9 protein-coding genes and 1 pseudogene are annotated in these 13,961 nt (G+C 44.1%); 2 read left to right on the forward strand and 8 right to left on the reverse strand.

What is annotated here, in order from left to right; all coding sequences use genetic code 11:
- The first annotated feature begins 826 nt into the window (after positions 1 to 826).
- Positions 827 to 1,801 (forward strand): alpha/beta hydrolase, encoded by a 975-nt coding sequence (locus tag L1D31_RS11280; RefSeq protein WP_239837226.1) that lies wholly within the window; start codon positions 827 to 829, stop codon positions 1,799 to 1,801.
- Positions 1,802 to 2,012: 211 nt separating this feature from the next.
- Here the strand turns inward: L1D31_RS11280 and L1D31_RS11285 are convergent.
- Together L1D31_RS11285 and L1D31_RS11290 are read right to left on the reverse strand one after the other, a co-directional pair.
- Positions 2,013 to 2,120, reverse strand: a pseudogene (locus L1D31_RS11285) (transcriptional regulator); the annotation flags it as partial.
- Positions 2,121 to 2,212: 92 nt separating this feature from the next.
- Positions 2,213 to 3,136 carry a LysR family transcriptional regulator gene (locus L1D31_RS11290; protein ID WP_239837227.1) on the reverse strand — a complete coding sequence of 308 codons (924 nt, stop codon included), beginning with the start codon at positions 3,134 to 3,136 and terminating at the stop codon, positions 2,213 to 2,215.
- A gap of 121 nt (positions 3,137 to 3,257) precedes the next feature.
- Between L1D31_RS11290 and L1D31_RS11295 the strand changes: the two genes are divergently transcribed.
- Entirely contained in the window at positions 3,258 to 4,010 is a 753-nt protein-coding gene (locus L1D31_RS11295) for a 3-oxoacyl-ACP reductase family protein (protein WP_239837228.1), read from the forward strand.
- 778 nt (positions 4,011 to 4,788) lie between these two features.
- On the opposite strand, the gene pheT is transcribed toward L1D31_RS11295, so the two are convergent.
- From pheT to L1D31_RS11325, 6 genes are all read right to left on the reverse strand, one after another.
- Positions 4,789 to 7,194, reverse strand: a complete 2,406-nt coding sequence (gene pheT, locus L1D31_RS11300) for a phenylalanine--tRNA ligase subunit beta (protein WP_239837229.1) — start codon at positions 7,192 to 7,194, stop codon at positions 4,789 to 4,791.
- An 18-nt stretch (positions 7,195 to 7,212) separates the two neighbouring features.
- Positions 7,213 to 8,196, reverse strand: a complete 984-nt coding sequence (gene pheS, locus L1D31_RS11305; protein WP_239837230.1) for a phenylalanine--tRNA ligase subunit alpha — start codon at positions 8,194 to 8,196, stop codon at positions 7,213 to 7,215.
- Positions 8,197 to 8,566: 370 nt separating this feature from the next.
- The gene (locus L1D31_RS11310) at positions 8,567 to 9,694 is read right to left on the reverse strand and encodes a hypothetical protein (protein ID WP_239837377.1); all 1,128 of its coding nucleotides are present in this window, start codon (positions 9,692 to 9,694) and stop codon (positions 8,567 to 8,569) included.
- 62 nt (positions 9,695 to 9,756) lie between these two features.
- Entirely contained in the window at positions 9,757 to 10,557 is an 801-nt protein-coding gene (locus L1D31_RS11315; RefSeq protein WP_239837231.1) for an outer membrane lipoprotein-sorting protein, read from the reverse strand.
- Between the two features lie 11 nt (positions 10,558 to 10,568).
- Complete coding sequence (locus tag L1D31_RS11320) at positions 10,569 to 12,959, reverse strand: MMPL family transporter (protein WP_239837232.1); 2,391 nt, start codon at positions 12,957 to 12,959, stop codon at positions 10,569 to 10,571.
- A 181-nt stretch (positions 12,960 to 13,140) separates the two neighbouring features.
- On the reverse strand, positions 13,141 to 13,929 hold the full coding sequence (locus tag L1D31_RS11325) for a TetR/AcrR family transcriptional regulator (protein ID WP_239837233.1): 789 nt from the start codon (positions 13,927 to 13,929) through the stop codon (positions 13,141 to 13,143).
- Positions 13,930 to 13,961: the final 32 nt, after the last annotated feature.

Here is a 13,961-nt window from a genome sequence, read left to right on the forward strand (position 1 = left end):
ACGTTTGGAATATATGTACTGTTAACATTAATTGTTGTTAGAAAGCTCAATCCAAGCCAATGAAAGGTGACGAAAAAAATTTTCATCCAATAAGAATGCCGTTATCAATGCAATTGAATTCGAAAAATTATCGGAATTCGCATTATCAAAGGGGAATGGCTTCTATTTTTTTCCGATGACATGCGCTGAGAACCGTGTTGTACGGAACTTGCAAATGACGACTGGTTGTTCGCTTTCCATGATTTTGTGCGGTCATTTCAATAATTCTGCTCCTTATACCTAATTTGCAGGCTTCGTAACAATAATTCACTTGAAACGTGCGACAGCAACTCAGGCAGCGATACCTTTGGTGGCCTTTAGGGCCATAGCCATGCTTTACCACGCTGTAACTCTTACAACAGAAGTGGCAATAGAGGTTATTCGTCGTCACATCGAACCTCAAAGTCTCAGCGAGAGATACCGAGAATCTTTTGAATGTAATTATCAAGTTGGATTGCACAATAGGGGATAACACACGCCGAATTAAGTTCTTTAAATTATTAATACATATTCCCACCGGGACTTAATGTGTTTTTTTGCAGTGTTAGACTGAACATTAAGCTCAGAAGAAAGAAAAACAAGTATCTGTTTTTAAATGATTTACTCTCTGGTTTCTTTCGATAAATAGAAGGTGTGATGAATGCACACAATTTAGCCGTTACGTTGATTTGTTAAGAAACACCCAGTTGACGACTCGAACATGCCATGACACATTTTGTGACCTGCTTCGGTATGCCATTTAGTTTGAGTGCATATCGGTTTATACGTTATGAGATGATTTAACCTTATGAAAAAATGGAAGAAAACACTTTTAGCCTCATCGGGTATTTTACTTTCCTCAATGGCTTTTGCGGGTAATGAGCAGAGTCAAGCGGACAGTGAGTTTCCAATCCCTGCTGGCTTTGAAAGTAACTTCAAAGAAGTGAATGGCGTAAGACTTCACTACGTAGTTGGAGGTGAGGGACCTTTATTATTAATGGTTCATGGTTTTGCTCAGTCATGGTACGAGTGGCACCAATTAATGCCTAAATTAGCAGAAGAGTATCAAGTTGTAGCCATGGACCTGCCAGGTCTGGGGTTGTCTGAGCCGCTCGACTCCTCTTATACAGGGCAGGACGTATCACCTTATATCCATTCTTTAGCTAAAGCCTTTAGTCCGGAAGAGAAATTTAATGTTATCGCTCATGACATTGGCGGTTGGGTGACCTACCCAATGCTGGCTCAGCATCAGAATGATATTGATAAGGTCGCTTTATTAGAGACCATCGTACCAAGCGACCTCATTTATACGTTCCCAGCCTATACGCCTCAGGGAGAGTCGACTGCGTGGCACTTTAGTTTTTTCTCTGCTAAAAATGAATTAGCTGAATCACTTATCTCCGGTAATGAAGATAAGTTTTTTAAACACTTCATTCTTGAGCATGCAGAAAACAAGAATGCATTTTCAGATGAACTGTTCGGTATGTATGCCAACTCTTATAAAAAGCCTCAAACGCTACATGCTGCTTTTGAATATTACAGGGCGCTCCCAGAGTCTGTGATTCAAAATGACAATCTATCAGAGAATAATTTGTTGAAAATGCCGATTCTGGCGATATCAGGTAACGGTCAAGGTAGTTTAGGTAAAACTCAAATCAATCAAATGAAAGAATATGCCAATGATGTTCAAGGTCATATGTTGGAATCATGTGGTCACTGGTTGATGGAGGAGTGTCCCGCCCAGGTTGAAAGTATCGTTGCTGACTTTTTTGACAAAAAATAATTTACAAAACTGAGCTGAGTTTTGTTTCTATTGCGGTCTTCATTGCTGCCATAGACTGCCTATCATCGCTGTTAATACATACCCTAGAATATAAACTCTAGGGTATTTTTTCATTAGAGCGGTGATGAGTCTAAAGTACTGGAGAGGCTCAGAGAACAGTGGCGATTGAGTTGATTTGTGCTCAGCCATATCGCAATACAACGAAAACGCTTTATTCGTTGTCTAGTTCAGAATGTACCCAGCGAGAAAACGCTTGGAATTTTGCTCTCGTTTCCATGCCTTTAGGACAAACCAAATCGTAGCCCTTTCCTGATTCAATACTCAAACTTTGGTTTGGCCTCAATATCGTTGGTCTAGCTAAAATGCAATAACACTAAAACTACCGCAATGTCAGTCTTCGATTAATCAACGTTACAAAGAAGCCTCAAAAACATCTGGATGACGGCTCGATAATGCAATGATTTCATCTATGATGACTCTTATTTTAGGCAAAATGTAAGGTGTTTTTAGCCAAACAATACTTATGGGAGCTCCTTCGCCATTGAGTTTCTCTAATACAGGAAATAATTGCCCATCATCAAGGTATTGCTTCACTAACCATACTGGTAGTTGAGCTAAACCTGCACCAGATAAAGCCGATTGTAAAATACCTTCACAGTCGGCTATCTCATGACGTGCTGAAATATCGACAGATTCGGTTGCCCCTTTGGCATTTTTCAGTAGCCAACTATGCCTTTGTCCTATAGGCCAACCGACGATGCAATCATGTTGGGCAAGATCTTCTTTTTTGGTAATCGGCCCTCGAGTTGCTAAATAAGATGGGGAGGCACATATCACCTTTTTTTGCTCCCCAATTTTACGTGCAACAATATCGCCCGAGTTTTCTAAGTGCCCAACACGGATCGCAAGATCAATCCCGTCACTGACTAAATCCGTAGGGCGGTCATTAAAGGTAATAGATAGATCTAATTGCTCGAACTTGGACGTTAATTCTAGCAACTTGGGTAGAATTGCTCTTCTACCGAGAACTGCGGGTACATCAATACGCACACGCCCTGATGGCAATAACTGTTGATTGCTTAAGCGCTTCTCTGCTTCCTCTAAAATAGTCATCGCTTTAAGGCAGTCTACTAAATAGGAATCCCCATCATTGGTTAACGCGATGCGTCGAGTTGTTCGATGAAGGAGTTTGGTTCCTAGCTGTTTTTCTAGTCGAGCAACGCTTTTACTTAAAGCTGAACCGGTCATCCCAAGAGCTTGGGCCGCAAGAGTAAAGCTCCCCAGCTGCGCTATGGTGACAAAGTAACGAACTTCCACAAACTGACTTTTTAACATTAATTAATTCCCCATGGGACTTTATATTTATCATTGTATGGACTTAATAAGCGAATGTGAATCGATTATTCTGCATACATCAACGAGATGGTTACATCGATTTTTTTCAATTAAGGTAAACATGATGAATAACTTCAATAGATTCAAAGGTAAGGTTGCTTTTATCCAAGGTGGCAGCCGCGGTATTGGTGCCGCCATTGTTGAGAGATTAGCATTGGAGGGAGCGTCTGTTGCTTTTACATTTGTGTCATCCCACGTAAAAGCCAAATCGCTTGCAGAGAGCTTAACTTCACAAGGTGGCAAAGTTATCGCGATAAAAGCGGATAGCACTAAGCTTGAAGACATCAGAAATGCAATCAGCGAAACCATAGAGCAACTTGGTCAAGTTGATATTGTCGTAAACAACTCAGGTACTCTGATCTGGGACAGTATAGAAAATTTGACGATGGATGATTGGGACAAGACCATCAATACCAACGTACGAAGTGTGTTTGTTGCGATTCATGAAGCCGCGAAACACATGAATGATAATGGCAGAATAATCAATATCAGCAGTACCAACGCTCAGCGCATTCCTTTTGCTGGCGGTTCAATATATGGAATGAGTAAGTCTGCACTAACCGGATTGGTCAAAGGTCTCTCTCGTGATTTAGGCCCTAGAGGCATTACAGTCAACAACATTTTACCTGGTCCGGTAGATACTGATTTAAACCCAGACAATGGCGATACTTCGGAGCCTGTAAAAGCTATCGGTACACTTGGTCGTTATGGTCAAGTTGAGGAGATTGCTAGCTTAGTAGCATTCGTCGCTAGCTCAGAAGCGGGTTACATCACTGGTGCTGATTTGATGATCGACGGTGGCTTTTCCGCTTAATTAAAATACACGGTCAAGTCACTCACGATTGATCAACCTAACATCAAGCAATCATCACTTCATGATGGGCAAAGAGAAATACGATGATTGACCTATATCAAAGGTCAATCGTTCAAAGCCTATTAGTTTTACACGTTTGCTGATGACATCAAGTTGTTACCACATAAACAACCGATGTTAAATATTGAGTTTCCCAATAAAACAGATAACTCAATAAAGAATTGGCGCTATTAAGTTGAATGCCTAGTCTTAATCCTACTTTTTTAAACAGAGAGGTAAATTACTTCTATGGGCGACTCCTTTAGGTGCCGTTTTATCTCACTGTCTCCTTGTATTTAGTAAGCAAGCAAATGCTAGAGCTCTTTTTGCAACCTTAAATTTGGGTAGTATTTATTTTGCATTGGCAGGTGTGGCGTTTGCTGCTGGGTGGACATATCACTCGATCGACTTGTTAGAAAAATGGTTATATGTACAGTCGAGATTTAACAAAAGTCACCCCAAAAGGAATACATCTGATGTACGTGAAAGCTCGATGATTTAACGTAACGTCACTTAGTGAGCACTTAATCCAAGCCTTTTAGCTCGTGCTGATGTTACTCATCGCACTAGCTCTTCACAGCTAACTTGAACATACCTGAAGTTATTCATAAATTGATAATATTAGATTTTATGAAACTCACTTATGTCCACTAATGAGTTAACACCGACTCCATGTTCGCCCCAAACAAAAAGGCCTCGCTGTTGCGAGGCCTTTGGTTTTCTATCTAATCAGAAGTGATTAGTCGCGAAGCGATGCACCGAACTTCTCAGATACATGAGCAACGATAGCGTCAACCGCGCCAGCGATGTCTGCATCTTCAAGCGTACGCTCTACAGATTGTAGTGTTAGCGCGATTGCTAGGCTCTTCTTACCTTCTTCAACGCCTTTACCAACGTAAACGTCGAACAGTTTCGCATCTTTCAGGAACTCACCACCTTGTTCTAGACATGCTGCAACGATGTCGCCAGAAGCTACCGCTTCGTCAACAACTACCGCGATGTCACGACGGTTTGATGGGAACTTAGAAAGCTGAACTGCTTCAGGGATCACTTTAGTGCTGATTGCAGACCACTCCACTTCGAATACGATAGTACGGCCGTTTAGACCAAACTTACGCTCTAGTTCTGGGTGAACCGTACCAATCACACCAACTTGCTTGCCATCAACGATGATAGCTGCAGATTGACCTGGGTGAAGTGCTGGGTTCGCAGCTTTATCTTCAGCAGAAAGCGCAGCAAAAGAGTACGCGTTTTCGTTGGCTGTTAGCTCAAGAACCGCTTCTAGATCGCCTTTCAGATCAAAGAAATCAACTGTGTTAGTTTCGATGTCCCAGTGCTCTTCGCTGCGAGTACCTGCGATAACACCAGCAAGCATAGGCTCTTGGCGCATACCGTTTTCAGCAGACTCACAAGGGATGAAACGTAGGCCGTATTCGAATAGACGAACACGTGGCTGTTGACGTTTCTGGTTGTGAACCACAGTGTTTAGTAGACCTTGGATTAGGCCTAGGCGCATTGCTGACATGTCCGCTGAAATTGGGAATGGCAAGATCAGCGGCTCAACACCTGGAACAACAAGCTTTTGCTGCTCTGGCTCAACGAAGCTGTAAGTGATTGCTTCTTGGTAACCACGGTCAACAAGCAGGTTACGAACGCGTTTTAGCGGAATGTTCGCTTCAACGTGGTCGTGCATCTTAAGTGCTGCCGCTGGGTTTTGGTTAGGAATGTTATCGTAACCGTAGATACGACCTACTTCTTCAATTAGGTCTTGCTCGATAGCTATGTCAAAACGCCAAGTCGGTGCGGTCGCAGTCCAACCCGTTTCTGTAGCTTCAACAGTTAAACCAAGACGCTCTAAGATTTCAACCACATCGCTGTCTGCAATATGATGGCCAAGAAGGTTGTCTAGCTTAGTACGACGTAGTGCCACAGTGTTAGGAACCGGAAGGTCAACTTCTGATTCAACAGCTACAACAGGCGCAACTTCACCACCACAGATGTCAACAAGCAGCTCTGTGGCGCGCTCCATAGCACTCGTTTGTAGTGCATAATCCACACCACGCTCGAAACGCATTGAAGAATCCGTATGAAGACCGTAGCTGCGAGCTCGACCACGGATATGATCAGGGGCAAAGAATGCACACTCAAGCAGTACGTCTTTGGTCTCAGCCGTTACACCCGACTCTCCACCACCGAAAATACCAGCTATAGCCAGTGCTTTATTGTGGTCTGCTACCACTAGAGTATCTGCGTTTAGCTCTGCTTCGTTGCCATCGAGAAGAGTCAGCTTTTCGCCCTGCTCCGCCATGCGAACGACAATACCACCTTCAATTTTTGCTAGGTCAAACGCGTGCATTGGTTGACCTTGTTCTAGAAGAACATAGTTAGTGATATCGACGACTGGATCGATAGAACGGATACCACAGCGACGCAGTTTCTCTTGCATCCAAAGTGGAGTTTCAGCTTGAACGTTTACGTTCTTAACCACGCGGCCAAGGTAACGCGGACATGCTGCTGACGCTTTCACCTCGATAGAAACCGTGTCGTCAATCGCTGGAGCAACTGGAGCAACTGTCGGCTGAGTCACATCAGCACGGTTTAGAACACCGACTTCACGAGCTAGACCACGGATGCTGAAACAGTCAGCACGGTTAGCCGTTAGATCAACATCGATGGTTACGTCGTCCAGGCCAAGGAATTCACGGAAATCCGTACCAATGACTGCGTCGTCTGCTAGCTCCATGATGCCATCAGATTCTACGTCGATACCAAGTTCAGTGAATGAACACAACATGCCGTGTGACGGTTGGCCACGTAGTTTTGCTTTTTTGATTTTGAAATCGCCTGGTAGAACAGCACCAACAGTCGCTACAGCAACTTTGATACCTAGGCGACAGTTAGATGCGCCACAAACGATGTCTAGAAGTTCTTCAGCGCCAACATCTACTTTAGTTACACGTAGTTTGTCAGCGTCTGGGTGCTGGCCGCACTCAACCACTTTACCTACTTTAACACCAGTGAAAGAACCAGCAACAGGTAGTACGTCGTCTACTTCTAGACCCGCCATTGTGATTTGGTGTGTAAGTTCGTCAGTCGATACCGCAGGGTTTACCCACTCACGAAGCCAAGATTCGCTAAATTTCATAGTGATGTATCCCCTGGATTACTTGAACTGTTTTAGGAAACGAAGGTCGTTCTCGAAGAACGCACGAAGATCGTTTACGCCGTAACGAAGCATAGTTAGACGCTCAACGCCCATACCAAATGCGAAACCAGAGTACTTCTCAGGGTCGATGCCTACACTGCGCAGTACGTTCGGATGAACCATGCCACAACCTAGAACTTCAAGCCATTTACCGTTCTTACCTTTCACATCGACTTCTGCGGAAGGTTCAGTAAATGGGAAATAAGAAGGACGGAAACGAACCTCAACCTCTTCTTCAAAGAAGTTACATAGGAAGTCGTGTAGGATGCCTTTTAGCTGAGCAAAGTTTACGTTCTCATCAACTAGCATACCTTCCACTTGGTGGAACATTGGCGTGTGCGTTTGGTCGTAGTCGTTACGATAAACACGGCCCGGAGCGATGAAACGGAATGGCGGTTTATCATTTTCCATCGTGCGGATCTGAACACCAGACGTATGCGTACGTAGCATTAAATCTGGGTTAAAGAAGAAAGTGTCGTGGTCAGTACGCGCTGGGTGATCTTCTGCGATGTTTAATGCATCAAAGTTGTGGAATGCATCCTCAATCTCAGGACCAGACTCAGTGTTAAAGCCTAGCTCACCAAAGAATTGTTCAATACGCTCAACTGTACGAGTCACAGGGTGAAGACCACCGTTCTCGATACGACGACCCGGTAGAGTCACGTCGATAGTTTCTTCAGCCAGCTTCGCTTCTAGCTCTGCACGTTGCAGTGCGTCTTTGCGTGCAGCTATCGCTTGTTGAACCGCGCCTTTTGCTTTGTTGATCTCTTGACCAGCAGTACGGCGCTCTTCTGGTGGTAGTTTACCTAGGCTTTGAAGCTGAGCCGTTAGCTCACCTTTCTTACCTAGATACTGAACACGCACTTCATCAAGTGCGACTAGCGAATCAGCAGCTTCAATTGCTGCGCTCGCATTAGCAATGATCTCTTCTAGATGTTGCATCGTTTCCTCATCTACCTTTTGGTAGTGTCCATAAGGGTTCCCGCAAGGGATTTTTGGTATTTTAAATAGTTTTACATAGTAACGAAAGCGAGGTCTAAATCCAATCTGAAATCGGGATTCGACTGCTCTTTGAGTAAAAAATCAGCTTAATGATTGTTCGAGTTCAATAAGCTCAGCAATTTGGAGCTTAATCGTTGAGGGAACTGGGTAGAGGAAAGTAAGCCCTTTAGGTATAGCGCATGCGTAACAGAATATTGTGTGGCTCAGCCATTACAGAATATGCTAAATGTTACAAAGCAAAAAAGGGAGCAAATTGAGCTCCCTGTTTTAGGAAAAAATACACAACTAATAAGCGTTATTGGCTAACGACTTAGAAATAATATTCTAACGACACTTCAATGAAATCGTCCTTACGTGCGAAGTACAATAAGTCATTCGGTGTATCATTCTCAAACCACCACCCATCAAGACGCCATTTTAGGTGATTGGTTAACCGGCTTGAGGCTTCCAACTTAGCACTGAACACATCGCTGTTATCCAGATCCTGAGTGAACCCCAGTAATATTTCGCTACCATCTTCATCATTAAGTGCAAATCGTGAGCCAACGAACACATCATTTTGACCTGCATTTTGAGCATTATTGCCACGACTGTCATAAAGGTACTCAGTAATAAGACCAACATCCCAAACACTGCCTAATGCGCCAACAATGGTATATTCAAATCCTGAAACCAATCCAATGTGATGATCAAAGCTGTCACGATAGATACTCTCGAGTTTCCATAACCAATCACCAGTAATCCCCTGAACATCAACACCGATTTGCTTCGCCTGTGCATAATAAGGCTTCAAGTCCGTCCCCTGAAGCCGGAAATACGGCTCTCGGTTAGTGCCTTGAAAATAGCTAAGCCCTAGATCCCAGTCACCCAGCATTTGAGAATATCTCGCCGCAAAATCGACATGTTGCTCTTCTCGGGACGACTCATAAATCACATCCTCAGATACTGGCAATGCCGGTCTTAAACGGCCATCCTGCCCTGCAAAAGTACGTTCGCGGAAGTAAGGCAAAACCATGGTATCAAGCACTCCCCAATCTTTGACCGAGGTGAGATGTAGCATGGGTTGTCCTAATTTGTCTTCACCGTCTACCGCCTCAATCGAGTCCGTTTGATTTACGACATCGACCAAATGTGTAGACTCAGTGACACCCCAGAAAACTTTTCCCACTCCAGCACGTAATTCATAGTCATCCCAGTAGGTTAAATACAGCGCTTCTCGTATATCACCGTGACTCCGCTCATCATCTTCGCTATCTAGGCGATAAAATGGCGTGAAGGTAAAATCAGAGCTATCGTTGATCTCCCAATAGAATTCAGGCTGCAGGACGATAGAACTTTGACCTTTATCTTGCCCTTGCAATCCATCCGAAAAGAACTGCCGATGCTCTAGGTTCATCTGACCTGAGAGCTCAAAGCCATAACAATGCATCGCAAGCATTGTCAGTGAAATACAGGCCGCCACGCGACCTGCTCTACTCCATACTTTGTTCATAACGCCCCTTATTTCACCCTTTTAAGAATATTCTTCTCAAAATCTCGCTCACTCAAACCCGTCTGGAATTGAAGATTACTGGTGGTGAGTAACGTACTTTTCCCCGTTTGGTGGTTCGTCATTGCCATTTTGTGAGCACGCCAATATTTATCTAGGTAAAGTTGATAATCATCAAACTTGAGCGTTTTCAGCAATGAGCCTTTTCGGTCATAGAACTCAATTTGGATTGGTCGATAATGTTCTTTATCCAGCCAGACCTGCTGCTTGGTGTAACCCGAATTCTTATCAGTCGGTATCTGCTTTAATACGAACGTGTCACTGCCATTCACTCGCTCATCACGCAAATAGTGGAAAGTATACTTCTCTAACTCAAACGAACTTAGGTCTTCGTAGGCAAATTCACTACCCATAAACGGGCCAGACTTATTCCGTGAGGAAATGCGCTTAACCCGTTTTAGAGCGGGGAGATACAACCACTGGTCATCAGCATCTATGGTATGCGAGTGATTAAGGAATGCTGTACCTTTGACATCTCTCGGCTGATCGAAAATCGTCAAACCTTTATCGCCATCATCCGCTACTTCTAATGACTTAAGGCGCATTTCACGAGTACTACTTTCCCCCTGAGCATTCTTGAGGATCATCTGCATAGTTGCGACTGAGTCTCCCCAACCTTCATCACGTGCTTTACGTTCAGTGGCAATTTCAAGCCCTTTTTCTACGTTGGCAAGCGCCACGGGCTGCCCTCCGAGCATAAGAAGTGAAGACAATGCAATCGATGTGAACAATGAGTAATTTGAACGTTTCATAGTGTATTCCTTTAACTTTGTGTCTGAGGAGCCGCTGATGGCTGAGTTGGCGTGGCCGCTGATGTCTGCGATTGGTTTTCCTGCGCATAACTTGCGGTATCAAATCGCATTAACAGTGCAGGTAAGAAAACAAAGTCCACCACTAAAGCAATAAAGATAACCATGGCACTCAATTGGCCCATATCCGCATTAAGTCTGAAAGTGGACATAGCTAGAACGGTGAAACCTGCGACCAAAACAATAGTAGTAATCCATAGAGCTCGACCTACTGTATGGAATGCATAACGCACAGCCTCTTCAGCACTTTGTCCTTGTTTACGCGCGCGCTGGTATTTAGAGAGGAAGTGAACAGCATCATCAACCACAATACCCAAGGTGAGTGTGACAACGACAGATAAGCCAAGGTTGATCTCCCCCGATAACAAAGCCCACAAACCAAAACCAATAATTGCAGGTGCCATGTTAGGCACGATGCTGATCATCCCAAGGCGCACAGAGCGTAGTGCAAATATCATCAGTCCAGAGATCAGTATCAGAGTGATAGGCAACGTCGACAACATGCTCGTCATGTTGGTTTCACCGATATGTGCGAACATCAAAGATGGGCTTGAGGCAACAACTTCGTACTGTTGACCATTTTCCTTGAACCAGTCATAAATCCTGTTTTCTAAGGCAACCAATTCAACGCTGCCTAAATTATCAACGGTCAAGACAAGCTTAATGGATGATTTATCTACATTAATCTGATTATTGAGATCCAATCCATACGGTAGAGACATCTCATACAACAGAAGATATTGTGCGGCTAATTCCCGTTGTAATGGCAATGTGTAATAACTGTCATCATCACCGTGCATGTTCTTATTAAGGCGCTTATACACATCGGAGAGTGTTGCCACGTGATCGGTTTCCGGCTGGGTACGCAGCCAATCAGTAAACTCACTGATGGTTGTGAGGAATTCAGGATCGGCTATCCCCTGAGATTCGTGTGTTTTCACTGCAATGCTGATAGTTGTCATACCGCTGATACGCTCTTCCATAAAGTCAGCCGCGCGTCGAAATTCATTGCGCGAGTCAAAATATTTCACTGATTCATCGTTAACTTTATTCAAAGGTATCAGAGCAGCAGAGACAGTAATCACAATGACAGACAGAGGCAACAACACTTTTCGATTGCTGACAACCCAATCCCCCAGTTTGTCCATGGAATCGTAAGTCTCACCAGAATCTAACGCTTTCTCCTTCACCTTGATGGGTAACAGTTTGAGAAGCGCTGGCAACAAAGTGACAGAAAGGAAGCACGCTAACATGACACCGAGTGCCGACAGATTGCCAAAATCCCTCAATACTGGAGAATCGGACATATTCATCATCAGAAAGCCCAGTGCAGTCGTCACGGAAGTGATGACAATAGGTATGAAGTTTATCGAGACACTTTGATCAATAGCATACTGTTTTGAATGACCTTTCTGCATGCTTTGACGCATTGTCGCAATAACATGAACACAGTCTGCGACGGCCAAAGTCATCACTAACGTGGGAATATTGACGGTCGCTGTGCTCAGGAACATACCGGCCCAACCTGATAGCCCCATGGTTGCTGCCACTGAACCAATGATCACCACTAACGTAGCAATCACACTGAGAAAAGAGCGCAGCATGATCGTTAGGAACACCAGTATCACTAACAACATGGCTGGTACTAAGGTCGAAGTATCATCTTGAGCAGCCACCATAAAGGCATGGTTCATCGCAATGATCCCTGCTTTGTGAAACTCAACGTGCGGGTATAACTCACCGTATTTGCTCAACAGTTGATCGACCCCAGCAACCACTTCAAGAACTTCCGTAGTCTCATCGACTTCCGGTAATTGGACTGTCACATTCACCACGGTCACATCTCCTTTTTCAGAGATAAGCGCATGTTTTATCACAGGTTCGGATAAAGCTATTGCTCTCACTTTCTCGATGCGTTCAGCGGTCAGAGGATAATCTTCCAACAGAAGGTCCTCGACTATCAGATCATCTTCAATGGCTTCGGTGTGCTGATAATTAGCAATGGAGTCAACTCGGCTTGAATAAGGAACTTGCCAAGCATCACGAGTGAGTTTTTGTATCAATTCGAGCGTTTTCGGCTCAAAGACGTTACCACTTTGTGGGGAAATGATAATCGCAAGATTATCGGACTTTGCAAAGGTAGTTTGTATCTCCTCGTACGCTAATAATTGCTTGTTTTTTCCATCAAAGAAAATGTTGTAGTCTCCGCGAAAATAGAGATTCTTTCCCCCTAAAGTCGCAGCAATGACCAGTGCTAAGGTCAATAGGAACACCCATACACTGAATCGTGTGGGTAACGTGAGCCACGAATGCGGCTGATGAGTATTAGAGTTGGCAGATGTCATCACACTCTCCGTTTGTGACGTTTCGTCAAAAGTTGTTATTTAAAAACCAGCAGATGCTGGTGCTTAAGTAACAAAGCTCACGCTTGAAAAATTCAAGCGCTACTGAGTGCCTTTTTTTGACGATTCGTCACTTAGAGTGATAAATAAAACCCATAACGGGCTTTATTTGAACTGGATGGTATTAGCGTCCGACCGATTCTAGGTATTCTAGCTCTTCACTAAAAAGTTCTTGTTCGACCCGGCGCCAAGTTTTTTTGTAATCCCACTCACTTGAAAGCGGTTTCCAATTCAGTCCATCCAACAACATATTGGCATTATGTAACACGGAGAATGGGTCCTGTAAGCGATTGATGCAGCGGCTATTAGACGCGTTTTGCGTCAGAGCATTTGAGCCGAAGGCAATTGACCAGTTAGCAAACACAATTGCATCTGAGCTTATTCCCGGAGAAAACTTCAAGTCTCCAGTTTCCACTGCATAGTTGACTAGCTGATCTGCACTTTCAATGACTTGCTCTTCCAATTCATTTAGCTCTCGAACCCGTTCAGACGATGCTTTTTCAAGCACCCACGGGTTTTTTGCCATCAATGCGCACATCGACAAAATCGGCTCCATGCGAGCATAGATACGATAGCCTACATGCATAGCCATGATCTTTTCCCGAGTCTTACCTTCAAATTCTTCGGCACGGGCAAATAACACCGCTTCGCTTTTCAAAGAATGAATACATAGCGCAACAATCGCGTCTTCTTTACTGCTAAAGTGATTGTAAATTGTACCTTTCGAGTAAGGGCTGGCCGCCGTTAGCTTGTCCATGGTCAGGTTGCTCCACCCTTCCTTTTGAACTAGCTTTTTCGCGAGCAATATCAGTTCCACTTCTCTATCGGCAATCGCTTGTTGTTTTTTGGTTAACCCAAAGCCACAACCTGCATTGTCTTTCTTATCACTTTTTTTGCAGTTAAACCCAAACATGATTATTTCGATCCGTACCCGTTCGTTGCTCC

It is taken from the genome of Vibrio sp. Isolate23, from assembly GCF_022398095.1.
Classification (GTDB): domain Bacteria; phylum Pseudomonadota; class Gammaproteobacteria; order Enterobacterales; family Vibrionaceae; genus Vibrio; species Vibrio coralliilyticus_A.